General features: G+C 67.8%; 21 protein-coding genes, 1 tRNA gene and 2 pseudogenes. 11 read left to right on the top strand and 13 right to left on the bottom strand.

Annotated elements, in window-relative coordinates:
- Positions 1 to 29: 29 nt before the first annotated feature.
- From prmC to IPO09_02410, 4 genes and pseudogenes are all read left to right on the top strand, one after another.
- Positions 30 to 894: pseudogene (gene prmC / locus IPO09_02425) on the top strand (peptide chain release factor N(5)-glutamine methyltransferase).
- Between the two features lie 60 nt (positions 895 to 954).
- Positions 955 to 2,220: a UDP-N-acetylglucosamine 1-carboxyvinyltransferase gene (gene murA / locus IPO09_02420; protein MBK9516206.1), complete on the top strand. Its 1,266-nt coding sequence runs from the start codon at positions 955 to 957 to the stop codon at positions 2,218 to 2,220.
- A 32-nt stretch (positions 2,221 to 2,252) separates the two neighbouring features.
- Positions 2,253 to 2,912: an ATP phosphoribosyltransferase gene (locus IPO09_02415; protein ID MBK9516205.1), complete on the top strand. Its 660-nt coding sequence runs from the start codon at positions 2,253 to 2,255 to the stop codon at positions 2,910 to 2,912.
- A 118-nt stretch (positions 2,913 to 3,030) separates the two neighbouring features.
- Complete coding sequence (locus IPO09_02410) at positions 3,031 to 3,414, top strand: zf-TFIIB domain-containing protein (GenBank protein ID MBK9516204.1); 384 nt, start codon at positions 3,031 to 3,033, stop codon at positions 3,412 to 3,414.
- Between the two features lie 55 nt (positions 3,415 to 3,469).
- Here IPO09_02410 and IPO09_02405 read toward each other — a convergent pair whose 3' ends face one another.
- Positions 3,470 to 4,162 carry a molybdopterin-dependent oxidoreductase gene (locus IPO09_02405; protein MBK9516203.1) on the bottom strand — a complete coding sequence of 231 codons (693 nt, stop codon included), beginning with the start codon at positions 4,160 to 4,162 and terminating at the stop codon, positions 3,470 to 3,472.
- Positions 4,163 to 4,252: 90 nt separating this feature from the next.
- Between IPO09_02405 and IPO09_02400 the strand changes: the two genes are divergently transcribed.
- A tRNA-Gly gene (locus tag IPO09_02400) sits at positions 4,253 to 4,328 on the top strand.
- A gap of 456 nt (positions 4,329 to 4,784) precedes the next feature.
- On the opposite strand, the pseudogene IPO09_02395 reads toward IPO09_02400, so the two are convergent.
- The 6 genes and pseudogenes from IPO09_02395 to IPO09_02370 form a co-directional block, all read right to left on the bottom strand.
- A pseudogene (locus IPO09_02395) lies at positions 4,785 to 5,756 on the bottom strand (tyrosine-type recombinase/integrase).
- Between the two features lie 2 nt (positions 5,757 to 5,758).
- Complete coding sequence (locus IPO09_02390; protein MBK9516202.1) at positions 5,759 to 5,938, bottom strand: hypothetical protein; 180 nt, start codon at positions 5,936 to 5,938, stop codon at positions 5,759 to 5,761.
- Positions 5,939 to 5,970: 32 nt separating this feature from the next.
- A complete protein-coding gene (locus IPO09_02385; protein ID MBK9516201.1) occupies positions 5,971 to 6,198 on the bottom strand; it encodes a helix-turn-helix domain-containing protein in 228 nt (75 codons plus the stop codon).
- On the bottom strand, positions 6,198 to 6,629 hold the full coding sequence (locus IPO09_02380; GenBank protein ID MBK9516200.1) for a hypothetical protein: 432 nt from the start codon (positions 6,627 to 6,629) through the stop codon (positions 6,198 to 6,200). Before IPO09_02380 ends, IPO09_02385 begins: the two co-directional genes overlap by 1 nt.
- A gap of 30 nt (positions 6,630 to 6,659) precedes the next feature.
- Positions 6,660 to 8,990 carry a hypothetical protein gene (locus tag IPO09_02375; GenBank protein ID MBK9516199.1) on the bottom strand — a complete coding sequence of 777 codons (2,331 nt, stop codon included), beginning with the start codon at positions 8,988 to 8,990 and terminating at the stop codon, positions 6,660 to 6,662.
- Between the two features lie 110 nt (positions 8,991 to 9,100).
- Positions 9,101 to 9,274, bottom strand: coding sequence for a helix-turn-helix transcriptional regulator (locus IPO09_02370; GenBank protein MBK9516198.1), 174 nt, complete (start codon positions 9,272 to 9,274; stop codon positions 9,101 to 9,103).
- Positions 9,275 to 9,355: 81 nt separating this feature from the next.
- Here IPO09_02370 and IPO09_02365 point away from each other — a divergent pair, with 81 nt between their 5' ends.
- From IPO09_02365 to IPO09_02355, 3 genes are all read left to right on the top strand, one after another.
- Positions 9,356 to 10,216 (top strand): hypothetical protein, encoded by an 861-nt coding sequence (locus IPO09_02365; protein ID MBK9516197.1) that lies wholly within the window; start codon positions 9,356 to 9,358, stop codon positions 10,214 to 10,216.
- A 173-nt stretch (positions 10,217 to 10,389) separates the two neighbouring features.
- The gene (locus tag IPO09_02360; GenBank protein ID MBK9516196.1) at positions 10,390 to 10,707 is read left to right on the top strand and encodes a helix-turn-helix transcriptional regulator; all 318 of its coding nucleotides are present in this window, start codon (positions 10,390 to 10,392) and stop codon (positions 10,705 to 10,707) included.
- Entirely contained in the window at positions 10,704 to 11,420 is a 717-nt protein-coding gene (locus tag IPO09_02355; protein ID MBK9516195.1) for a hypothetical protein, read from the top strand. The genes IPO09_02360 and IPO09_02355 overlap by 4 nt, the downstream gene beginning before the upstream one ends.
- 246 nt (positions 11,421 to 11,666) lie before the next feature.
- Here the strand turns inward: IPO09_02355 and IPO09_02350 are convergent, their stop codons facing one another.
- Positions 11,667 to 11,975, bottom strand: coding sequence for a hypothetical protein (locus IPO09_02350; GenBank protein ID MBK9516194.1), 309 nt, complete (start codon positions 11,973 to 11,975; stop codon positions 11,667 to 11,669).
- A gap of 49 nt (positions 11,976 to 12,024) precedes the next feature.
- Positions 12,025 to 12,582: a SocA family protein gene (locus tag IPO09_02345; GenBank protein MBK9516193.1), complete on the bottom strand. Its 558-nt coding sequence runs from the start codon at positions 12,580 to 12,582 to the stop codon at positions 12,025 to 12,027.
- A gap of 362 nt (positions 12,583 to 12,944) precedes the next feature.
- Between IPO09_02345 and IPO09_02340 the strand changes: the two genes are divergently transcribed.
- From IPO09_02340 to IPO09_02330, 3 genes are read left to right on the top strand one after another with little or no spacing between them, the layout of a single operon-like run.
- Positions 12,945 to 14,861 carry a type I restriction-modification system subunit M gene (locus IPO09_02340; protein ID MBK9516192.1) on the top strand — a complete coding sequence of 639 codons (1,917 nt, stop codon included), beginning with the start codon at positions 12,945 to 12,947 and terminating at the stop codon, positions 14,859 to 14,861.
- Positions 14,851 to 16,176: a restriction endonuclease subunit S gene (locus IPO09_02335; GenBank protein ID MBK9516191.1), complete on the top strand. Its 1,326-nt coding sequence runs from the start codon at positions 14,851 to 14,853 to the stop codon at positions 16,174 to 16,176. Before IPO09_02340 ends, IPO09_02335 begins: the two co-directional genes overlap by 11 nt.
- 14 nt (positions 16,177 to 16,190) lie before the next feature.
- A complete protein-coding gene (locus IPO09_02330) occupies positions 16,191 to 19,304 on the top strand; it encodes a type I restriction endonuclease subunit R (GenBank protein ID MBK9516190.1) in 3,114 nt (1,037 codons plus the stop codon).
- Positions 19,305 to 19,326: 22 nt separating this feature from the next.
- On the opposite strand, the gene IPO09_02325 is transcribed toward IPO09_02330, so the two are convergent.
- From IPO09_02325 to IPO09_02310, 4 genes are all read right to left on the bottom strand, one after another.
- Positions 19,327 to 19,902, bottom strand: coding sequence for a hypothetical protein (locus IPO09_02325; protein ID MBK9516189.1), 576 nt, complete (start codon positions 19,900 to 19,902; stop codon positions 19,327 to 19,329).
- 305 nt (positions 19,903 to 20,207) lie between these two features.
- Entirely contained in the window at positions 20,208 to 20,906 is a 699-nt protein-coding gene (locus IPO09_02320) for a hypothetical protein (protein MBK9516188.1), read from the bottom strand.
- A gap of 568 nt (positions 20,907 to 21,474) precedes the next feature.
- Positions 21,475 to 22,209, bottom strand: coding sequence for a hypothetical protein (locus tag IPO09_02315; protein ID MBK9516187.1), 735 nt, complete (start codon positions 22,207 to 22,209; stop codon positions 21,475 to 21,477).
- A 242-nt stretch (positions 22,210 to 22,451) separates the two neighbouring features.
- A complete protein-coding gene (locus IPO09_02310) occupies positions 22,452 to 23,060 on the bottom strand; it encodes a recombinase family protein (protein ID MBK9516186.1) in 609 nt (202 codons plus the stop codon).
- Positions 23,061 to 23,219: the final 159 nt, after the last annotated feature.

Here is a 23,219-nt window from a genome sequence, read left to right as displayed (position 1 = left end):
CGCCGCCGGGCGGCCGAGCGCGGCGCGCCATGACCGAGGCCTGGACCCCCCTCAAGCTGCTGGGCTGGACCCAGGGCTTCTTCGCCCAGAAGGGCGTGGACGCCCCGCGCCTCACCGCCGAGCTCCTGCTGGCCAGCGCGCCTGGGCTGCGACCGGGTGCGGCTCTACCTGGACTTCGACAAGCCGCTCGGCGACCCCGAGCTGGGGCGCTACCGCGCGCTGGTCAAGCGGCGCGCCGAGGGCGAGCCCACCGCCTACCTGGTGGGCGCCCGCGAGTTCTACGGCCACCGCTTCCTGGTGGACGCCCGGGTGCTGGTGCCGCGCCCCGAGACCGAGCAGCTGGCCGAGGCCGCCCTGCTGGCGCTGCCCGAGGGCGGGGCGGCGCTGGACCTCGGCACCGGCAGCGGCGCCCTGGCGGTGACCCTGGCGCTGGGGAGGCCGGGGGCGCGGGTCACCGCCGTGGACCTCTCGGCCGAGGCGCTGGCCGTGGCCCAGGCCAACGCCGCGGCCCTGGGCGCCGCCGTGACCTTCCTGCAGGGCGACCTCTTCGCCCCGCTGCCGGCGGGGGCGCGCTTCGACGTCATCGTCTCGAACCCGCCCTACGTCCCCACCGATGAGCTGGCCGGGCTGATGCGCGAGGTGCGGCGCGAGCCGCGGCTGGCGCTGGACGGGGGACCGGACGGGCTCTCGGTGCTGCGCCGCCTGGTGGCCGGGGCGCCCGGCTGGCTCGCCCCCGGGGGGGCGCTGCTGCTGGAGATGCACGAGACCCACCTCGAGGCGCTGCCGGCCCTGTGCCGGGCCGCCGGCTTCGCCTCCGCCGAGGCGCGGCGCGACCTGGCCGGGCTGCCCCGCCTCACCGTGGCCCGGATGGCGGCGGCCCCCGCCCCCGCGTAGAATCCGCGCCCGCCCCAGCCACCCCCACCCGCCCCCCACCGCCGCACCGGAGCAGGACAAGTGGACAAGATCGTCATCGAGGGGGGCGTGCCGCTGCGCGGCGTGGTGCAGGTCTCCGGGGCCAAGAACGCCGCCCTGCCCATCGTGGCCGCCGCGCTGCTGGCCGAGGGCGACCACCAGCTCCGCAACGTGCCGGACCTGGCCGACGTGCGCACCATGGGCCGGCTGCTCGGCCACATGGGCTGCACCTTCGAGCGCAGCGAGGACCACCACGCCGTCTCGGTGCGGGTGCCCGCGGCGGTGACGCCCGAGGCCCCCTACGAGCTGGTGAAGACCATGCGCGCCAGCGTGGTGGTGCTGGGGCCGCTGGTGGCGCGCTGGGGCAAGGCGCGGGTGTCCCTGCCGGGCGGCTGCGCCATCGGGGCCCGGCCCATCGACCAGCACCTGAAGGGGCTGACCGCGCTGGGGGCCGTCATCGAGCTCTCCCACGGCTACGTCACCGCCACCGCGCCGCGCGGCCGGCTGCACGGGGCGGTCTTCACCTTCGACGGGCAGACCGTCACCGGCACCGAGAACGTCATGATGGCGGCGACGCTGGCCGAGGGGCGCACCGTGCTCAGGAACTGCGCCCGCGAGCCGGAGGTCATCGATCTGGCCGCCGCGCTGGTGCGCATGGGGGCCCGCATCGAGGGGGCCGGCAGCGACGAGATCCGGGTGGACGGCGTGGAGCGGCTGCGCCCGCTCGACCACACCGTCATCGCCGACCGCATCGAGGCCGGCACCTTCATGGTGGCCGGGGCGCTGCCCGGCTCCGACGTGGTGGTGCAGGGCTGCCTGGCGGCGGATCTCGAGTCGCTGGTGGAGAAGCTGCGCGCCGTGGGGGCCACCGTCACCGCGGTGCAGGGCGGCGTGCGGGTGGTGGGCGACGGGCGCCCGCGGCCGGTGGACGTCCGCACCTCGCCGCACCCCGGCTTCCCCACCGACATGCAGGCCCAGATGATGGTGCCGCTCTGCCTGGCCGACGGCTCGTCGCGGGTCACCGAGACGGTCTTCGAGAACCGCTTCATGCACGTGCAGGAGCTGCTGCGGCTGGGGGCCGACATCACCATCGACGGCAAGACCGCGGTGGTGCGCGGCGTGCCGGCCCTCTCCGGCGCGCCGGTGATGGCCAGCGACCTCCGGGCCTCGGCGGCGCTGGTGCTGGCCGGGCTGGCGGCGGCGGGCACCACCGAGGTGCTGCGCGTCTACCACCTCGACCGCGGCTACGAGCGCATCGAGGCCAAGCTGGCGCCCCTGGGGGCGCGCATCCGCCGGGCCAAGGAGTGAGGCGCCCGCCGCCCACCCGCGCGAAAGGGACCATGACCTCCGAGCTCATCACCGTGGCCGTGCCCAAGGGGCGCCTCCTCGACGAGGCGTCCAAGCTCTTCGAGGAGGCGCTGGACGTCTCGCCCAAGGCGCTGCTCTCCGGCACCCGCAAGCTGGCCGCCGACGCCCCTGAGGCCGGGCTGCGCTTCATCTCCATCCGCGCCGCCGACGTGGCCAGCTACGTGGAGCACGGCGCCGCCGCGGTGGGGGTGGCCGGGCTGGACGTGCTGCGCGAGGAGCCGCGCGACCTCTACGAGCCGCTCGACCTGGGCATCGGGCGCTGCAGCGTCATCGTGGCCTGGCCCAAGGGGGGCACGCCGCTGCCCAAGGGGGTGGCCCCGCGCATCGCCACCAAGTACACCAACCTGGCCTCGGCCCACTTCGCCGCCCGGGGGCTGCCGGCCGAGATCATCCACCTGCACGGCTCCATCGAGGTGGCCCCCTCGCTGGGGCTGGCCGACGGGATCGTGGACATCACCGAGACCGGCGAGACCCTCAAGGCCAACGGCCTGGAGGTGGCCGAGACCGTGCTGGAGGTGTCGGCCCGGCTCATCGTCAACCGGGTGGCCCTGAAGCTCCACGCCGAGCGGCTGCGCCGGCTGATCGACGCCCTGCGCCGGGTGGTGCCCGCCGCCGGCGCCGGTGGGCGTTGATCGGCGGCGCGGTGTTCGACTAAGGTCCCGTACATCCAGCACCCCTGGACCAGAACGCGTGCCTCCCCACACCTCCCCTCGCAGTGCCCAACGGTCCCGAAGGAGGACCTGACACGTCATGGATTGCCCTCGGTGCAGCGTCGAACTCGCCGCCATCACGCAGGATGAGAGCTCCATCAACCGGTGCTCGGAGTGTGGCGGCTTGTGGGTCGACGGCACGGACCTGAACAAGATCCTGTTGCACAACAACCTCCCCGCCCTGACCGCCATCGGCGGCCAGATCAACGTGGAGGAGCTGGCCGGGATGTGCCCCGCCTGCAACGTGGACCTGGTGGTGGTGGAGGGCGGCGAGAAGCTCGGCCTGCACTACGACACCTGCGAGTCCTGCGGTGGCCTGTGGGTGGAGGGCGAGGACGTGGAGGTGGTCCCCGAGACCGCCTCGTTCAAGGAGGCCTCGACCGAGCTGGCCGGGTTCTTCAGGGCCTTCGCCAAGAAGAAGTAGGCGGGCGCGGGGCCGAGGGGGCGCGCCGCCAGCGCGCCCGGGCCCGCGGCGCCCCTCACCACATCCGGTCGTCGCGCCACGGGTGCGCCGTGTTGCTGTACCCGCGGATCTCCCAGTAGCCGCGCCGGTCGTGGGTCATGAACTCCAGCCGGTTGATCCACTTGGCGCCCTTCCAGGCCCACAGCTCCGGCACCACCATGCGCACCGGGCCGCCGTGGTCCACGGCCAGCGGCTGCCCGTCGAGCTGGTGCACCAGCAGCACCGCCGGCTTGAGCGCCTCCTCGAGCGGCAGGTTGGTGCAGTAGCCGTCGGCCGCGTGGCACATCACGTGGGTGGCCTCCGGCAGCGGCCGGGCCAGCGCCGCCAGGGTCTCGAAGCGCACCCCGCGGAAGGTCATGTCCAGGATCGACCAGCCGGTGACGCAGTGGAAGTCCTGCTGGTCGTCCACCTGCGGCAGGGCGTGGAACTGGTCCCAGGTGAAGGTGCCCGGGGTGGCCACCGCGCCGTCGACGGTGAGCTTCCAGGCGGCCGGGGCCACCTTGGGGGTGAGCCCGATGTCGAGCACCGGCCACTCCGCCTGCTCGAAGACGTTCTGGCCCGGCGGCTCCTGCGGCATGCCGTGGCGGTTCTTCGGCCCGTCGCCCTGCGGCGTGGCGTCGCTGCGGGCCGGGGTGGCGGCGATCCGGTCGGCGAAGCGGGCGCGCAGCTCGGCGAGCCCCTCTGCGATGCGGCGTTCGAGGTCGGTCACGGGGCCGACTCTACCCGCAGGGCGGGCAGGGCGCAGCGCCGCTCTTGCCTTGACTCGGGGCCGGGATCGGGGCAGATCAGGGGTCGTTTCGCGGGAATAGCTCAGTTGGTAGAGCATCAGCTTCCCAAGCTGAGGGTCGCCGGTTCGAATCCGGTTTCCCGCTCCAAATCTTCAAGGAATCGCGAGGGCTTCCAGGGCGACCTGGAGGCCCTTCGTCGTAGGTGGTGCCCCGGTCCAGCAAGGAGTCCAGCAAGCCGCCGCAGGCGGCCGCCTTGGCCTCCTCGGCCTTCGGCGCGGCCGGCGCCGCCATCGGGCCGAAGGTGAGCCGGTCGGCCTCGGACTTCAGGTAGCCCGGCGCCAGGTGACCGTAGATCTCGGTGGTGGTGCGGGGGTCCCGGTGGCGCATGAGGCGCTGGACGGCCGCCGGGTTGGCCCCAGCCATCATCAGCAATGAGGCAGTGCTGTGCCGGAGATCGTGGAACCGGATGGGTCGGATGAGCATCCGGGGCCAGAGCTTGTCGCCGTGGACGGGGCACCGGCGGGGCGCCCGGTCGGGCTGGGCCTCGACGTGCCCGCAGCGCGTGCCCTTGGGGTCCCTCTTGCCCTGGGCGTTCACCCGGGCCCGGCAGACGTGGCTGTAGCCCTGGACGATGCCAGCGCGGCCCAGTGCGCGCCGGAGGACCAGCTCCAGGCCGGTCTCCTTCGACATCATGGCGCCGTCGGCCGCCGGGAAGACCAGGCCGCTCGGGGAGGCCTCGACGGCCGCCTTGAGGTAGGGGGCCAGCTCGGCCGAGATGGGGATGACGTCGGTGTGGCCGCCCTTGGTGGTGTCGTGGTCGTAGGACCGGGCCACCAGGATCAGGCCGGCGTCGAGGTTCACGTCGGTCTTCCGGAGGCCGAGCAGCTCGCCCTTGCGGAGGCCGGTGAAGACCGCCGTCGCGTACAGCGCGCGCCAGCGAGGGTCCAGGGCCTCGATGACCGCCGGCACCTCCTCGGCCTTCAGGTAGTCGGGCAGGCGCCTGGGGATGCGGCGGCGCGCGGTCTCCTCGGCCGGGTTGGGGCCGGGCCACCGGCCGAGCTTCTTGGCGTCGTTGAAGGCCCGCACCAGGTAGCCGCGGACGTGGTTGACGGTCTGGGCCGCGAGGATCTTGTCGAGGCGGCGGAGGTGGGTCTCGATGCGTGGCGGTCTGACCTGGGCCAGCGGCAGGTCGGCAAGGTCGGAGGAGAGTAGGTGCTTCGTCACCGTCCCCCTCTCGGTGTCCCAGGACGGCGTGCCTTCCCGCGTCTCCAGCCACCACTTCATCAGCTCCTTCAGCGGCCCTCCACCGTCCGCGGGCAGCCCCACCTCCAGGCCGAGCCGGACCCGGGCGGCGCGCCGCTCTAGCTCCTCGGCCAGCCGACGGGCCTCAGTCTTGGTCTTGGCGCTCGACCGCTCGTCGACCCACTTCCCGGTGGAGTCGAGGTAGCGGAGGTACCAGGCGCCCCGCTCTCGGCGCTCGACCGGCGCGCCTTGCCGGATGAGGTCCCGCGCCTCCTCCTCCGAGAGGCGCTGACCCGACATGAGCCACCGGACCCTGCGGAACACGCTCGCCATGACTACCTCGCCTTCTTGGCGGCCGGCTTGGTCGGCTTCATGTAGCCGTTCTCGACCAGCCACGCCGTCATGACCGACAAGGTCAGGTTGCTCATGCTGCGCTGTTCGGCCTTGGCGGCCTTGGCGAGCGCCACCTTCACCTCGCTGGGAAACCTCATCATCATGATGGCGTTCAGAGTCATGACTTCGTTGTATAGCGGCACGACGTACACAATCAACGTGCGGCCCTATCCACCGGGAACGAGAGGATGTTTGAGGTCGGGACGGGCTGCCCGGCGGCAAAGGCCTTGATCTGCGCTGGGAGGAACCGGCGCAGGCCGAGGATCCTCACCGACGGCAGCGTCCCGGCCGCGGCGTGTAGGTAGGTCCAAGAGACCGACACCTTCAGGAAGGCCGCGGTCTCCTTGGCGGTCCAGAGGCCGTCGTCGACGACGGCGGCCATCAGGTCCCCTTCGTGAGGAGGCCCTGACGCCGGGCCTGCCTCGTGAAGATGTTCTCCTTCGGCGGCTCCATGGGGTGCGCGGAGCCCACCATCGTCAGGTGAACCTCGTACCCGTCACCGGGCACCGGCGAGCTGGTGACGATGGCGAGCACCTTGGCCCCCACGAAGACGTCGACGTTCAGCTCCTCGCCGCTCCACACGCCCATTCTGCCGGTGGCCTGGATCATCTTCCGTAAGTTGGACGTGCTCAGGCCGTAGGTGATTGTGAAAGTCTTGGCAGGCTCGGTCGGCATTGGGCCACCAGAGAAGTACCGCCTGGACACGAGCGTGAATGTGGCGCTCTCGTGGGGGGGCTTCCCGAAGATCGCCAGGTTCTCGATTCTCAAGAGATGGGCGCCCGGCGGGACGTAGGTCGTGGTGAAATTCAGCATTTCGCTCTCCGTGTTGGCTTTCAGGTTGGACTACGAAGACACGCTCGTCGTCGCGCGCCAGGTCTCGGCCGGCCGGCCAGCCGTAACCGTCTGCTCCACAACGGCCAGGCCACGCTGCTGGAGCACCGCCAGCGCCCGCGTGATCTCCACGGTCTTCTTGTGGCCTCCGAGGATGGCGCGGCTGATGTCGGTTCGGTTCAAGCCCTCCGGCCGCTGCCGCAGGGCCGCCAGTAGCGCGTCGGCCAAGGGATCGCCCAGCTGGTCTCCGAACACGATTCGGCACGACGTTTCTGTGTACTTCCAGAAGGCCAGCGCAGCTTCGAGATGTTCCTCGCGGATCACGGCGGACAGGTCGAGGAGCGCGAAGATCATGCTGAGGCGCACGACGTGCCCTTCGGCGCGGCAGGTCAAGGCGCCGACCAGGCTGTTCTCGTCTCTGGTCAGCTCCGGGTAGACGACACGCCATCGCGCCTTGGCGGCGGCGTCGCGCTGCATCTGGCCGACGGTCTTGGCGAAGTCGATGACCTTCCTGAACTCCATGACAAACGGCTCCAGGTCTTCCTGCCTGAGGTTGCCGCCTTCCGGCAGGAGCTTGGTGCGCTCGGCATAGACGAAGAGGAACCTGTTGCCCAAGCCGTTGGCCACTTCGGTTGCGTTGAGGAGGCGCCGCAGCTCGATGGCCGTGATGTGTGCCAGGATCGAGATGGCCGGCTCGGTTGCCTTGCAGCGGTTGTTCTTGGTCAGCGTCCCGAGATCCTCGCCGTCCCAGGCCATCCGGAAGATCGAACTCAAGATGTTCCCGTCGCGGTTCATCGCCTGGAGGGCGATCGCGAACTCGGCCATCTGGACCAGGAGCCGCTTGTCAGGGACGCCGGGGTCGACCACGACCTCGACTCCCTGCTTCTTGTCCAGCTCCTGAACCTCGTCACGGACTCGGTAGACGATGCCCTCTCCCGAGCTGGGAGAGTGCTCGATGTTGTCTGACACGAACTCCGGAACGAGCGCCTTCAGCATCCGTTGCACCCAGGCCCAGCTGGTCCCCTTCCTGGCTCGGGCGGAACGCCCCACGACGACCAGGAACTCGTTGCAGTGGTGCCTGGTCGCCTCGACGAGGACGAAGGGGGCTCGGCCGAAGACACTCCCCAGCGCCACCAGGAGCTGCGCCAGGATGGCGACGGTAGATGCTTCCGTGTGGGGCTCGATGGCCCGAACGAGCCGGCCGGCCAGCCCGTGGAAGAGGCGCGGGTCCGGCTCCGGGGCGGGAGCGTTCTCCGGGCTGATCACGACGGGCATGGTGTAGGGCGCCAGCCGGGCCGCGTCGATGGCCGCTCCGAATCCCGACTTCTGCCTGAACTCCTCCTCCCCAGCGACCTTCGTCCTGGCAGCGTTCAGCGCCCGCCTGACCTTGCCCTCGATCACGGCCATGGAGGGCGGCGGGTTCGACGGGTCCGTTCCGTTGGCCTCCATGGTCGCCACCGAGCCCGCGAAGAGCGCGGTGATGTCCTCGATGTCGGCCTCGGGGCAGGTGAAGGCGATGGAGCTGGCGATGCCGTGGGCCGCGGCGTCGCGACCACCCATGTCGGCGTAGGGCTGGCCGGCGAGCAGCTTCGAGATGCCGTCCGACCAGGCGTTCTGCACGCTACGGACGCGCGCCGCGATGTCGTCCCTTGTTGGCCTGGGCTTGAGGGCCAACGCGCCCTTCTTCTCGACCAGACCGCCGATGATGGAGACCGCCGGCGCCAGGGACGGCACGGCGGTTCGCGCCAGCGCCTCGGCGTACTGCGTCTCGGTCAGGCCCAGCGCGGCCAGCGGGTCGAGGGCGAAGACGCTTACCCCGTCGGCCGGGTGGTACTCCAGCTCAGTGTCAGTCGCGCCCTCGGGGGCCGCGGGCAGGTAGAAGAGCCTGCTCGCGTCCTTGGTGGCGGGGTCGACCGCGTCGGTCCCGACCATGTCCGCGACCAGGGCCCAGATCTGGGGGTGGAGCGAGGCCGGCAGCTCGCGCTCCAGGGCGATGATGGCGCGGAACCGCGGCTCCTCGGGGCGGTGTGAGTGCGTGGAGTAGAGGACGTGGTCGAAAGCCTTGAGGGTCTCACGCACCGCGGCCATGCGGGCCGGCGTGACGTGCTCCAGATCGAGGCCGACGGCGGTCACCACCTCGACGTTGTCGAGCGCCCTGGTGGTGCCCGGCCGGAAGACCGCGGGGCTGAAGGCCAGCCCGTCCTTGGCACCGCGTCGGTGGCCGGCGGCCACGAGGGCCTTGGCGAAGTCGGCGAAGGACGGCTCGCCCGACGGGTCCGGGTTGTTGTCGAAGCGGTTGTTGTAGAAGGAGAAGCGGAAGGCGCCGGCCGGCGTGACCGGCACGTTTGTGGCGGATGCGGTACTCTTGGAGTTCATCGCGTCTTCAGCGCGGTGATGTCGGCCTGCTCGGCCGACACGAACGCCTTCCCGCCCAACGGGAAGGCGTTCTGCTATCAGCGCTGCTCCTTTGAAGTGAGGGTTCCGGGGGAGAGGTGCAGCGCGTGCTCGACTTCAGACTCCAGGGACTCCGGTGCCGGCCTGGCCCCGCGCAGGTAGTCCGAGAGGGTGCTGGGCTTCACGCCCACCTTCTTGGCGAGCTGCCACTGCGCGAGACCGCGCTCCGCCAGCAGGCCCTTCAGCTTCGACTGGTCGATCATCCGAGGCTCCGTTCGGCGGCCGTCATCTGCCGCGTGGTAGCGTCGTTATGAATGAACATGCGGAAGGGCTCTAAGGGCACGGCCCGGACGACTCGTACCCCTGCGTCGGTGGCCCCTCTTGAGGACCAGGCGCCACATCAGACGGCGCTCGTCCATGTGGCTCTGCAAGGCGTCGGCTGTGCTGCGATCCCGCGCGCTGACCTGCTCCACCGAGACCACTTCGTCGTCTGGTCCCGGTTCTACGCCTCGCTAGGACCAGGCTATGACCTCTGGGGCAATAGCGCCTGGCGTGGTGTCGCTAGTGCGATCTTCCGCGCCGACCTGGAGGCCATCTCGGCCGGCGACCGACCGGCACTGAGTGTTATGCTTGTCAGCCTCCCCCAGTCCGTTGCGCTGACTGAGGTCCGGCTCGCGCTTGTCGATGTGTTGACCCACCGTGACAGGCAGACCCTGCGCGTCCTTCTTGCCGAGGTGCAGAAGCGGAAGGCACTGCGCCCCAACGGTCGACAGAGCGAAGACGCGGCCAGGGTCCAGGAGTCACTCAACGTCGAGAACTTCCGGAGGCAGTTCAAAGTGACGCAGCCTCGCGGGAAGAAGGCGTCCTTCCGTGGAGCGATCACGTCACTCTCGGGAGAGGATCCTGAAACCGATGGGGCGGCGCGGCGGCTGCACGAGAGCGCACAGGCCGGCAGCGACAGGGAGCGAACTCTGTACCGCGTGCAGCATGATGTCGGCCACTGCTCCTTCCACCTCAACGCAGAGGACGTCATCCTGCCGGATTTCCATTCTGACGAGCTGTGGAGTGATCCTGGGTGTCCCGGCATCAAAGATCCGGAGGCGGTTCCCAGGCGCCGTACCAGGAGGAGGCTCCCGCGACCGGAACTCCACCTAATCGCCGGGCTGGACGGTTGAGGTGATTTGCTGTGGCGCTCCGTTTTGGCGCGCGGCCATCTGAGCGTCGATCCGGACCCGCCCGTACTTCGATGCGGCCGGCCCCACCTGGCTGCCTCCATGCAGGCGCTCCCCATGAAGTTCGAAAGTGCGCTAGGGTTGCCAACCTCAAGGTTTGATATTATGAATGGAGCATGGATGCTCCGGTCACTACCAAGGCGGCCCTTCTTCAGGTCCTCATTTCGGGTCCTGGCTTCGGTCTCGACCTCATTGACCGTGCAAGAACTCGCACGGGCGGCGCGGTAAGGCTGAATCAAGGTTCCGTCTACCCTGCCTTGAGATCGCTGGAGAGCAGCGGGCTCATCGAGTCGTACGAGGAGGCCGATCCCACCGGGATTCGCGGCGGCCGCCCGCGCCGATATTACCGGATCACCGCCAAGGGCCACCGTGCTGCTACGGCGCAGAGCCAAGCCATCATGGCGCTCGTTCAGTTTCAGGTGGTGCGGCCATGAGCCCAATTCTCGCCTTCGCGCTTCTCAGTCTCGTTACCGCCGCGTTGACCTTCTGGCGAGCCTACAAGGCCTACAAGCCCCGCTGTGACGCTCGCCGAGCCGCGGCCCTAAGCGAAATCAAGGACGTGGTGCGGGAGATGGAGACCGTGGTGGGGATGCTGTCCTCAGCGCGGACGGGGGTCGGCGACCTGCGTCAGCGGGCCGCATTCAACGTGCAGCAAATGGAGGCTTGCCTCAAAGCTGGGCCGGCCCTGGTTCAGACCCGCGAGCCGGCGCTCATGCTTGAAGTGCAACAAGTAGCGGCCTGCGCAGCAGCACAAGGGGATGAGGTCGACTCCCTGTACACCCAGAGCGTGAGCAAGCTTCTGAGAATGAGGGAGGTCGCTGCTTCTCAAGTCCAGCGCCTGCAACCCCTCACAGCTCGAGAGTTGCTGCTCTTTGTCCTCGGACGCGAAAGGCCACGGCCGACAAATCGGCGCGTCTACTCGGCAACCGTGAGTGCGGAGCGGGTGTTCGGCTGGTTGGAATTGGTTGTCCCTCGCCGCATTGCGGATGAGCAACTCGGCGACGCACTCGAAGTTGTCCATCAGCTCGTTCGCGCTGGGCGACCCCGCAGCCACGTTCGGGCAAAGGTTGCAGCCACGGCATTTTGGGTTCTGGTCCACACCATCGGCGCCGTAGTCTCAGGAGTCACTGGGCGCAAGGGAGCCTGAGTAGGCTCCGACTCGGCTAGACCTCGAAGGTGCGGCCGCATCCACCGACTTCCGTCGGCCCGAAGTGGCCAGAAGCGACCGTCTGCGGCCAGCCTCCCCACCTCACCGCATGCGACCGCAAGAAGGCCGGCTGGGCGTTCTCGCCGGGCATCCGTTTTTCGCCAGGCGGCTCTGGCCCCCGCCGGTAGCCCGAGCCCCGCGCGATCCGGAACCTCGGCCATGTAGCGCCCTGTGCGCGACCGCCACCTACTCGGCGCCGTTCTCCGCCTCGTCCGGGACGTGGGGCGCCAAGTCCACCAAGAGCACCTTCCTCTCGCCACCGTTCACCTCGAAGGCGAAGAGCACGACGAGCCCTGGCCGAACAGCCGACTTCGGTACCACAAGGTAGTGGATCGGGCCCTTTGGCGTATTCGCGAGCACCGGATACCGCGTCAGATCCTGGGTTCGGACAAGCTCCCACTCCACGGCATCGATCACTTCGCCGAACGCAGCGTCAGCGGCGCACAGTTGTGCCGAGTGGCTTGTGTAGTCAGTCGAAGCGATCAGGCCCGGCATTCCTACATCCCCTTCCAGTTGAACTAGAGCGGGCGCACCAAGCTCGATTTCACGCCGAGGCAAACCGCTCGACCACTAGCCCAGCCCATGTCGCATCTCCTGTCGAGAGGGGTCCGACGTCCTCCGGCAGCAGCGCCGTGAAGTACGGAATCACCTCATTGTCCAATGCGAACTTCCACCCGGGCATGCGGTGGGAGAACTCGCTAACCGCTACCGCCGAGGCATCCTTGAATGCCTCGATGACTTCATCCACAACCGCAATCTCATCTGGCTCGAACCCCTTCAAGTTTGCGCGACGCAGGGGCACCAGGCGCTTCTCGGTATAGCCACCGGGAGTTACGCCTTCGCGCTTTACCACCGCCTGCAGAGCTACGAGCTGAGCTTGAACCGGAAGCAGCCGAACTGGAGCCGGCCCGTGGGGGAGCTTCTGGTACTCCGCCCCGGTGATCGGCTTGCCAAGGTTCTCGTACGCGATGAAGTCCGCGTAGAAGAGGATCTTGTTCAGTTTCGTGGCCCCAAAGCGGACGTGCTTCTCGCACTTGGAGGCGATGTAGACGATGAGTTCGCCGAGCTTGTGCTCGTCGTAGTCGAATCCTCGATTACGCATGGCAGTCCTCCAGGGACGGCGGGTCAAAGGGACCGCACGGCATCAACACGCAGGTGCGAGGGAGCCTTGCGAAGCTAAAGGAGCACCGCGCGGTAGCGGGCACGGCACGGGCAGAGGGTATCGGTCATCGCAGTCATCGTGGCCCCCAGGCTCATATAGTGCGAGTCCGACAGACACCGCCATCCCCGGCCGGTCCACGGCGCCGCGCTTCTCACATTCCGCTGCCGTCCGTCAAGCCAGGGGTGGCCCCTTCGGGTGGACGACCGAGAGTATAGACCAATCCCGCACCGGCTGTGTAGCTGGAGAGGCGCGATTCCCGTCGGGAATGCGCCATGAGTCTGCTCCCTTGCTACGATGTCGGCATGCCAGTGACTCCGAAGCACCGCCGCAAGGCCCTGGAATGCCTTGGTCGCGACCGCCTTCTCGAACTGGCCGACCAAGCCGAGGCCGCGGTCGCGGACAGGCGCTCGAAGGACGCCGCCATCGACGCCCTGGTCCGCTCCAAGAAGGTCGACTTCGGCGCCCTCCTGGCTGGCCTGTCCCGCGACGAGTTGAAGGGCATCTGCCGAGCGCTCGACTTGGACGACTCCGGCAAGGAGAAGGCCCCCATCGTCGAACGCATTCTCTCGGTCGGCGAGGAGCCGCTAGAGGAGATTCCCAGTTCGGAGGCGGAGCCGGAGGAGGAGGCGCCGCCCGAGCCCGCCCCTGCGAAGCGCGGCCGTGCCAAGAAGGCCGCGGAGGTCTCAACCTCCGGCACCGACCTGGGCTTCGAGAACAAGCTCTTCCAGGCCGCCGACAAGCTCCGCAACAACATGGACGCGGCCGAGTACAAGCACGTCGTCCTGGGGCTCGTGTTCCTCAAGTATATCTCCGACGCCTTCGAGGAGCTGCACGCCAAGCTTGAGGCGCAGCACGCCGAGGGCGCCGACCCGGAGGCGCGCGACGAGTACACCGCCGAGCGCGTCTTCTGGGTGCCGAAGGTGGCCCGCTGGGACCACATCCAGGCTAACGCCAAGCAGCCGTCCATCGGCCAGCTCGTCGACGACGCCATGGTCGCCGTCGAGCGCGACAACCCGGCCCTGAAGGGCGTGCTCACCAAGAACTACGGCCGGCCCACGCTCGACAAGCAGCGGCTCGGCGAGCTGGTCGACCTCATCTCGACCATCGGCCTCGGCACCAAGGAGCACCGCTCCAAGGACGTGCTGGGCCGGGTCTATGAGTACTTCCTGGGCCAGTTCGCCCTCGCCGAGGGACGCCAGGGCGGCCAGTTCTACACGCCCCGGTCGGTGGTGCAGCTCCTGGTCGAGATGCTCGCACCGTACAAGGGTCGCGTCTACGACCCCTGCTGCGGCTCGGGCGGCATGTTCGTGCAGTCGGAGAAGTTCATCGAGGAGCACGGCGGCAAGGTCGGCGACCTATCCATCTACGGCCAGGAGTCCAACCCGACGACGTGGCGGCTCGCCCGGATGAACCTCGCCATTCGCTCCATCGAGGCCAACCTCGGTGCCGAGAACGCAGACACCTTCCATCGCGACCTGCATAAGGACCTCAAGGCTGACTACGTCATCGCCAACCCGCCCTTCAACGTGAGTGACTGGGGCCAGGAGCGGATCCAGGACGACGTACGGTGGCGGTACGGGACGCCGCCCGCTGGCAATGCGAACTTTGGCTGGGTGCAGCACTTCATCCACCACCTGGCGCCGACCGGCCAGGCCGGCTTCGTCCTCGCCAACGGCTCGATGTCCTCAGGCCAGTCAGGTGAGGGGGACATCCGGAAGGCGCTCGTAGAGGCCGACCTCGTCGACTGCATGGTGGCGTTGCCTGGGCAGCTCTTCTACTCGACCCAGATCCCTGCGTGTCTCTGGTTCCTGTCCCGGGACAAGTCTGGCGGCCGGTTCCGCGACCGGCGCGGCGAGGTGCTCTTCATCGATGCCCGCAAGCTGGGCCGGATGATCGACCGGACGCAGCGAGAGCTGGGGCCGGAGGACATCGCCAAGGTGGCCGGCGCCTACCACGCTTGGCGCGGTGACAAGGGAGCGGCGAAGTACGAGGACGTTGCAGGGTTCTGCAAGGGCGCCTCGCTCGACGAGGTGCGCGGCCACGGGCATGTCCTCACGCCGGGCCGGTACGTCGGTGCCGAGGACGTCGTGGACGATGGTGAGCCGTTTGAGGAGCGGTTCCCGAAGCTCCTAGCGGAATTGGAGCATCAGTTCACTGAAAGTGCCAGCCTGGGCGCATCCATTCTGACCACCATGAAGAGGCTTGCTCGTGGAACGTAGGCTTCTCCTAGCGGAGGTCGCCGACATGACCTCCGGGGGGACTCCCTCCAAGTCCAACCCTGCGTTTTGGGGCGGTAGTATTCCTTGGCTGTCAGCAAAGGACATGAAGACCGCACGCATCTACGACACCGAAGACCACGTCACCGCCCTGGGTGCGGCGAACGGAACAAGGGTGGCTAAAGAGGGGGCCACTCTGCTCCTCGTACGAGGAATGACCTTGTTGTCCGATGTGCCGATTTGCTCGGCCGGTCGTGATCTAACGTTTAATCAGGACGTGAAGGCACTCGTTGCGAAGCCAGGGGTTGATCCCGATTTCCTCTTTTACTCGGTCCTCGCAGCAAAGCCGGAGTTGCTAGGCATGGTCGACTTGGCCGGTCATGGTACGGGGCGCTTACCGACCGACCGAGTCCAGTCACTGCCTGTCTGGGTCCCCGAGCTAACGGAGCAGCGCGCCATCGCCTCCGCGCTCCGGGCCCTTGACGCCAAGATCGACCTGAACCGCCAGATGAACACGACGCTGGAGACGACGGCGCGGGCGCTCTTCAAGAGCTGGTTCGTGGACTTCGACCCCGTGCGCGCCAGGGCCGAGGGGCGGGCGCCGGCGGGTATGGACGCAGCGACGGCTAGGCTCTTCCCGGACGGCTTCGAGAGGTCAGAGATCGGCGACATCCCGAGGGGGTGGCACGCAGGTGCCTACGGCCCCGGGCTTACGGTCGTAAAGGGTAAGTCCTACAAGAGCGACGAACTCCAGCCGTCACGCACTGCACTGGTCACTCTCAAGTCATTCCTTCGTGGGGGCGGGTACCGTGCTGACGGACTCAAGGAGTACGTTGGTCCTTGCAAGCTGGAGCAGGTAGTCAACCCCGGCGAGGTTGTTGTGGCATTCACCGACGTGACCCAAGCCGCCGAAGTGATTGGTAGGCCTGCGCGCATTCGGGCAGATGAACGGTACGAAAGGTTGGTCGCGTCGTTGGACGTTGGCATCATTCGTCCGTCTGCGCCGGAGTTGCCGCCCAACTTCCTCTACTACTGCTTCCTGGAGCCTGCCTTCCGGGACCACACCTACGCGCACTCGAATGGATCTACCGTCCTCCACCTGGCGGCAGGCGCCGTAGAGAAGTACGTCGGTCTCTGGCCGTCGGTGGAGTCCGCGTCGGCGTTCGCGGCCTTGGTGCGCCCATTCGTCGAGCACCAGGACGCGAACTGGCGCCAGAGCGATGGTCTGGCAGCTCTACGCAACGCCCTCCTCCCAAGGCTCCTCTCCGGCGAGCTTCGCGTCCGCGATGCCGAGAAGGCCGTGGAGCAGGTCGCGTGAGCCCTCCTGGTCCCATAGCGCACGCCGTCGCCGAGTCCGACGTCGAGGACCTGGCGCTCCAGCACTTCGCAAACCTCGGCTATGCCGTCATCAACGGCCCCAAGATCGAGCCCGAGGGGCCAGCGGCCGAGCGTGAGCGCTTCGAGGAGGTCGTGCTCCGCGGCCGACTGGAGGCAGCGCTACGGCGCCTCAACCCCGGCGTGCCGGCCCCCGCGCTCGACGAGGCGCTCCGGAAGCTGCTCAACCCGGAGCTGCCCTCGCTCCTTCGGAACAACCAGGCCGTCCACCAGCTCCTGCGCGACGGAATCGAGGTCGACGTCGCCGCCAAGGGTGGTGAGGTGCGCGGCGTCCGCGTCCGCCTGGTCGACTTCGACGACGCCGACAAGAACGACTGGCTCGCGGTCAACCAGTTCACCGTCGTCGAGGGGCACGCCAACCGCCGGCCCGACGTGGTGGTCTTCTTGAATGGCCTGCCGGTCGCTGTCCTGGAGCTGAAGAATGCCGCGGCGGAGAACGCGACCACCCAGGCCGCCTTCCAGCAGCTCCAGACCTACAAGAAGCAGATCCCGGCGCTCTTTACCTACAACGCCCTCCTGGTCATCTCCGACGGGATGCAGGCCCGCGTCGGCACGCTCACCTCGAACTGGGAGCGCTTCGCCCCCTGGCGCACCATCGACGGCGACGTGGTGGCCCACCCGGGCTCTCTGGAGCTGTCCACGCTCCTCGACGGCATCTTCGAGCAGCAGCGCTTCCTCGACCTCCTCCGCAGCTTCGTGGTCTTCGAAGACGACCACGGCGACCTCATCAAGAAGCTGGCGGGCTACCACCAGTTCCACGCCGTCCGCACGGCCGTCGATGAGACGGTCCGCGCCACGCGCCCCGGCGGCGACCGGAAGGTGGGCGTTGTCTGGCACACCCAGGGCTCCGGCAAGTCGCTGACGATGGCCTTCTACGCCGGCAAGGTGATCCTCGACCCGGCGATGGAGAACCCCACGCTGGTCGTCATCACTGACCGGAACGACCTCGACGACCAGCTCTTCGGAACCTTTGCCCGGTGCCACGAGCTGCTGCGCCAGAAGCCCGTCCAGGCCAAGGACCGCGACGACCTCACGGCCCTGCTCCGGGTCGCTGCCGGTGGCGTCATCTTCACGACCATCCAGAAGTTCCTCCCCGAGGAGGTCGGCGAGCGCTTCCCGCCCCTCTCCACCCGCCGGAACATCGTGGTGGTGGCCGACGAGGCCCATCGGAGCCAGTACGGCTTCCGCAGCCGTATGGTTGCCGGCGAGGGCGGGGGCCAGCTCGTGGCCGGCTTCGCGCAACACATGCGCGACGCGCTGCCCAACGCCTCCTTCATCGGCTTCACGGGGACGCCGGTCGAGAAGACCGACGCCAACACGCGCTCGGTCTTCGGCGACTACATCTCGGTCTACGACATCCAGCGCGCCGTCCAGGACGGCGCCACAGTGCCGATCTTCTACGAGAGCCGCCTCGCCAAGCTCACCCTCCGGGACGACCAGAAGCCGGTCATCGACAAGGAGTTCGAGGAGGTCACCGAGGCCGAGGAGGACCTCCGCAAGGACCGGCTCCGGTCAAAGTGGGCAGCACTGGAGGCAGTGGTCGGCGAGGAGAAGCGCATCCAGGTCGTCGCCGAGGACCTGGTCCGCCACTTCGAGAACCGCGTTCAAGCTATCGACGGCAAGGGCATGATCGTCGCCATGTCCCGCCGGATCTGCGTAGACATGTACGACGCCATCGTGAAGCTCCGGCCAGACTGGGGTGACGCTGATGACACAAAGGGCGCCATCAAGGTCGTCATGACCGGCTCGGCCTCCGACCCCGAGGCCTACCAGCCCCACTTGCGGAGCAAGCTGCGCCTCAAGGATCTGGCCGACCGCTTCAAGGACCCCGACGACCCGCTCAAGCTGGTCATCGTTCGGGACATGTGGCTCACCGGCTTCGACGCACCGTGCCTCCATACCCTCTACGTCGATAAGCCCATGCAGGGCCACGGCCTCATGCAGGCCATCGCCCGGGTCAATCGGGTCTTCCGCGACAAGCCAGGCGGGCTCGTCGTGGACTACCTCGGCCTCGCCGACGCGCTGAAGAGCGCGCTCGCGACCTACACCGAGGCCGGCGGCGAGGGCAGCACCGCGCTCGACCAGGCCGAGGCCGTAGCCGTCTTGCTGGAGAAGGTCGAGGTCTGCCGCGACATTTTCCACGGCTTCGACTACTCCAAGTTCCTCACCGGCGAGCCGGCCGACCGCCTCCGGCTCCTGCCGCCAGCTCAGCAGCACATCCTGGCGCTCGAAGACGGCCGGGACCGTTTTGTGAAGGCCGTCATGGATCTGGTGAAGGCCTTCGCCCTCGCCGTGCCCCATGACAGGGCCCTGGAGATCCGCGACGAGGTCGCCTTCATGCAGGCGGTCAAAGCGGCAGTGGTGAAGTCAACCACTGGCGGCTCCGGGAAGACCGACGCCGAAATGGACCACGCCATCCGGCAGATCGTTTCCAAAGCCATCTCGGCCGACGGCGTGGTGGACATCTTCGCGGCGGCCGGCTTGAAGCAGCCCGACCTCGGCATCCTCTCGGAGGAGTTCCTGGCCGAGGTGAAGGGGATGCCGCAGCGGAACCTCGCCGTCGAGCTGCTCCGAAAGCTGCTCAACGACGACCTGAAGATCCGGAAGAAGAAGAACCTCGTTCAGTCGGAGGCCTTCTCCGAGAAGCTAGAGAAGACCATCCTCAAGTACCGCAACCGTGCCATCGAGACCGTCCAGGTCATCGAGGAGCTGATCCGGCTTGCCAAGGAGATGCGGGAGGCCCAGGCCCGCGGCGCCGAGCTAAAGCTCACCGACGACGAGGTCGCCTTCTACGACGCCCTAGAGACCAGTGACTCCGCTGTGAAGGTCCTCGGCGACGAGGTGCTGGCGAAGATCGCTCGCGAGCTGACCGAGACCATCCGTAACTCGGTGACCATCGACTGGACCGTTCGCGAGAACGTGCGGGCGCAGATCCGGGTCCGGGTGCGGCGGCTGCTGGCGAAGTACGGCTATCCGCCGGACAAACGGGAGAAGGCCGTGGAGACTGTGCTCAAGCAGGCGGAGCTTTTGGCGGCGGAGTGGGCGGCGTAGTGCGCCACACGAAGCACCCCGCCTACTCTTCCAGCCAGTTGAGCAGAGCCTTTGTCGGGCACTCAATAAGGGACTCGCGCAACCTGCAATCTGCTTTGACCTGTTCGCCGAACTCCCTGGTCAGGTTGGCGTAGGCCTCGAACGACAGCGGCTTGCCGCCTTGAAGGTTGAGTTGGGCCCACAGCAACGAGTAGTCGAATCCCTTCGCCAATGCGCTCAAGATCAACTCCCGTCTTAGCTGGCGGAGCCTCGCTGGGCTCGCCGTTGGGACGAAGCAGTAGATGTTGTCGCCGTCCAGCATGTGCGTGCTGGGCATGATCGGGATGCCAGCCTTCCTCTGCTGAGCGTCGATCTTGAAGACACGAACGCTGGCATCCGGGTAGAGCGCGCCCAGAACAGCCGCGTAGCTCATGGCGCGCTCCCTAGAGGCGACTAACAGGTGGAGGTCCATGCCTCTGGCGGACCTCTCCAGGTGGAGGGCGCCTTCAAGGGCCATCTTCGGAGTGAACAGGCCGTTGGGCGACTGGACAGAGATCGCATACTGAATCCCGCGGAGCGGCCCTCCTGCGGCTCGATTCGATGCGCGACTCTTGGGCATTCGGGCTTTCCGAGTCTAGCAGCATCGCGGCCAGTCGTACGAGAACCGACCAGCTCGGGCGGCAGCAGCTCGCCGAGTTGCCGAAGCTTGCTAAATTTGGAGAGAGGCAGGCCCCGACGGATCCCGGTCTTGCGGTAACCAACCCGCGAATATCAGGCTGATCTGCCGTCGCTTCCAATCTCGAGGTCGTCCGTCGACTCGGTCCCCCGAGACAAAAGCAAAGAGCCGGCCCCGTGAGGAACCGGCTCCGTACTTGACGGGTCAAACCATATCAGAACGGCGGGTGGAACGGCTTACCCGACAATTCAAGTGCACCACTCAATCCATTTCGAACTGTCGTCCATGCGAACGGAAAAGCCCTCACCCAGACAGCTCTGGATGCTTGCGATGAAGGCCGAAATCGCTGCAGAAAGCGCGGCGCCGCCGGTTACATAACCCGCGATGATTGCCGCAACCAAGCCAGCAACAATGGACCTCTCGACACAACTGCGAGCCTTCGCCTCGTCAGGACCTTCGACCGTAAGTGTCAACTCGTGGTGCAGTTTCTTCATCTTGATCGAGCCGAATCCGCAGAAGCCGATGGGCTGGAAACTGTCGTCGTATGAGGCAATTGTACGCGTGTAAATGACATTGCCCGCTCTGGTTGTTCTCGAGAGTGCGGCTATCGGCGCTTCAATGGTTTCTTTGCCGCCAACCAGCAATGCATCAATGGCGTTTCCATTGGCATGCACACGCACGCCCTTTAGCCATGGCGGTGCTGGAAAGACGCCGCTCGCGTGAATTGGCTGCACGACCTGAAGGACGATTCCCGACGCAGCGTCGGCTTCAAACTCGAAGTCCCACATTCCGTCGCCAGGGGGCGTAATGTAGAAGCGCGGCGAGAGTCTTGGGCTTGACCAACCCGAGGTAGGTACAGTCCCTGCGGCGTGAACCAGCAGGCGATGAAATTCGCCGAGGGAGAAGTTGAAGGCTTCGGCGCTGACTACGGTTGGAACGAGGGCCATGAGATCTCCTCAAGATGCTGTTGATGGTGTGAGTCCGTCGAATTCCCGTTTGGTGCGGCCCCCGATGTTCGACGGTGCGGACGCTACTGTCCTGTTACCGAGGAAATGTTAGGCCGTGCGCAGCGTAGAACCACGCCCCGCATGGGTTCAAGGAGCCCGGAATCCCCGTCCCGAAACCCCCGAGCCCACGTCCCAAGACCAGATCCGCGCTTTCATGGGATGAGCTTTTTCGTGGCGTTCAGGGAGGCGGGGTCGGCGCCCGTAGCGCTCTCTGATGCTCGCCTGGATGGCGCACTTGGCCTGGAGCTGGGCGGGCCCGGGTAGTGACATGGGACTGGCCGTGGGTACCGTCGGCGTCGCCTTCTGGTCCACTGTCGCCGCCCGCCGGGTATCACGTTCTAGTTCTCCTTCCAGTTCGCGTTCCGCTTCGCGCGCTGCCGCACGCACTACCGTGATCCAGGCCGCGAGCCGGACCGCGGCGTCAGCGATGGCGAGCGCTGAAGCCCTGGCCGTCCGGAGCGCGCCGGCCCCGGGCGGATCTCATCACCCAGGTCGCTCCGGATGCCCTTCACCGCCCTCGGGTCTTGAAGTGGGCCGCAGTCGGCAGATGGGTACTAGCGAGCACCTTGAACCCCATCGGCCTGCCGGCCCGGTTGCGGTGCTTCTCACACCTGATGGCGGAGCCCTCCTCGACACGTTGCCGACCCGGCTGGCCGCACCGGTCGCAGGTCTTGTACGAGCGCGCCTCCGCCCGGTCGATGGCCGCACGCACCTCGGGGTTGGCCCTACCGATGTAGAAGCGGAGCCCGCCGAACTTCTCCTTCGCCTGCGCGAGCCGGCGGTTCCAGCCGAGCTTGATGAGGCGAACGATGAGCCGCTCGATCATGGGCAGCCAGCCAACCGGGAGCCAGTCCATCTCGCCGACTGGGTAGTGCCGCTTCGGATCGTGCTCCCAGCGCAGGTCGTACTTCACCACCAGCCGGATGAAGGCTGCGCCGGCCAGGCGCTCGGCCAGCGATGCGCGGGCGAGCATGTTCCGCTCGTTGCCGGAGGGAGGCGGGCATGGTCCGCAGCCCGCCAGGACGGCATCGTAGGTGCCCGCTGGCCGGGCCAGGAGGTCCAGTGCGAGGTCCATCATCCCGCGGGCGCGGGCGATGGTGGCGAAGCCGACCAGGAGCAGCGCGGGGTCGTTGGCGGCGGTGCTCTCAGCTTGGGCCGCCTCCCAGTATTGGACGACGTCGGCCCCGGGCCGCAGCGCGGCCGCTAGGTCCACCGTCATGGGCTTGCTCTTCTTCGTGGCCATCCGGCCTCCAGGTCTGGTTCGTTACTGGGACTGCCCCTGGCAGCATTTTGCGGAGCGCAGGGACACGCGGTCCGGCGCTCGCCCTGCGTTCCACTTGTCTGTGCCACACGGGCCCTCTACTGTGGCCTCGGGGTTCGACTGCTGGGGAACCGCGTGGGCAGCTTCCGGCTGCCAGCCTCCCGCATTTTCGGTCGAGCCCCTCTTCCTCTTCACCGGTTGCTGGGCGGCCTCGACCAAGCGAATCAGCCTTCCGAGGCCTTGGATGGAAGCGCGGTCCGGCGCTCGGCCATGAACCGCCGCAGCGTGGACCGCTTCACGCCCGAGCACCGGGCCGCCTCCGCGACCGCCATGCCGGCCGCCACCTTCTCGGCCGCGGCGTAGAGCATCACCGGGGAGTGCCGGGGCCTCCCGAGCGTCTTCCCCTGCCGGCGGGCTCGCTCCAGTCCGGCCTTGGTCCGCTCGATGAGCCGGGACCGCTCCTGCTCGGCGACCCAGCCGAAGATCGCGATGAGCAGGGGCCTCACCGGCCCGGTGGTGTCGAGCCAGCTCTCCCGCAGGCTGATGACCGGGACGCCCAGCCGGTCGCACTCCAGGATCGTCGTGAGGGCGCCGGTCATGGACCGGTGCAGGCGGTCGAGGGCCCACACCAGGATGGCGCTGACCCGGCCGGCCTTCACGTCCGCGATCATGGCCTCGAACACGGGCCGCCGCTTCGCGGCGCTCTCCGTCTCCGAGTAAATGACCGCGATGTAGCCCCTGGCGGCGGCCAGGCGCTGTAGCTCTTCGAGCTGGTTCTCGGCCGTCTGGTCGGCGGTGCTGACCCGGACGTAGAGGGCGGCGGTGGCTGGCATGGTCAGGGCCCACCTTTGTTCGCAAGTTCGCAGGAGGCGGCCTGGGGGGCGCCTTCCGGCCGGGGTAGGCCGAGGGCCAGGAGCGCCAGCCGGACGACCTGGAGGGCGTCCTGTAGCTCGGCTACGGCCCTGCACAGGTTCTCCCGGGCGGCCGCTCGG

Source organism: Anaeromyxobacter sp. (assembly GCA_016718565.1).
Lineage (GTDB): Bacteria > Myxococcota > Myxococcia > Myxococcales > Anaeromyxobacteraceae > JADKCZ01.
Note: the sequence above shows the minus strand (reverse complement) of the source record. Positions and strands in the feature narration are given on the sequence as shown.

Bases quoted from the DNA above. Each gene is read 5' to 3' on its own strand.
- IPO09_02385 (MBK9516201.1), bottom strand. From the start codon at position 6,198: ATGGCCGCCGTCGTCGACGACGGCCTCTGGACCGCCAAGGAGACCGCG.
- IPO09_02345 (MBK9516193.1), bottom strand. From the start codon at position 12,582: ATGCGTAATCGAGGATTCGACTACGACGAGCACAAGCTCGGCGAACTC.
- IPO09_02360 (MBK9516196.1), top strand. From the start codon at position 10,390: ATGGATGCTCCGGTCACTACCAAGGCGGCCCTTCTTCAGGTCCTCATT.
- IPO09_02355 (MBK9516195.1), top strand. From the start codon at position 10,704: ATGAGCCCAATTCTCGCCTTCGCGCTTCTCAGTCTCGTTACCGCCGCG.
- IPO09_02390 (MBK9516202.1), bottom strand. From the start codon at position 5,938: ATGACTCTGAACGCCATCATGATGATGAGGTTTCCCAGCGAGGTGAAG.
- IPO09_02350 (MBK9516194.1), bottom strand. From the start codon at position 11,975: ATGCCGGGCCTGATCGCTTCGACTGACTACACAAGCCACTCGGCACAA.
- IPO09_02415 (MBK9516205.1), top strand. From the start codon at position 2,253: ATGACCTCCGAGCTCATCACCGTGGCCGTGCCCAAGGGGCGCCTCCTC.
- IPO09_02380 (MBK9516200.1), bottom strand. From the start codon at position 6,629: ATGCTGAATTTCACCACGACCTACGTCCCGCCGGGCGCCCATCTCTTG.
- IPO09_02310 (MBK9516186.1), bottom strand. From the start codon at position 23,060: ATGCCAGCCACCGCCGCCCTCTACGTCCGGGTCAGCACCGCCGACCAG.
- IPO09_02365 (MBK9516197.1), top strand. From the start codon at position 9,356: ATGAACATGCGGAAGGGCTCTAAGGGCACGGCCCGGACGACTCGTACC.
- IPO09_02410 (MBK9516204.1), top strand. From the start codon at position 3,031: ATGGATTGCCCTCGGTGCAGCGTCGAACTCGCCGCCATCACGCAGGAT.
- IPO09_02320 (MBK9516188.1), bottom strand. From the start codon at position 20,906: ATGGCCCTCGTTCCAACCGTAGTCAGCGCCGAAGCCTTCAACTTCTCC.
- IPO09_02340 (MBK9516192.1), top strand. From the start codon at position 12,945: ATGCCAGTGACTCCGAAGCACCGCCGCAAGGCCCTGGAATGCCTTGGT.
- IPO09_02325 (MBK9516189.1), bottom strand. From the start codon at position 19,902: ATGCCCAAGAGTCGCGCATCGAATCGAGCCGCAGGAGGGCCGCTCCGC.
- IPO09_02315 (MBK9516187.1), bottom strand. From the start codon at position 22,209: ATGGCCACGAAGAAGAGCAAGCCCATGACGGTGGACCTAGCGGCCGCG.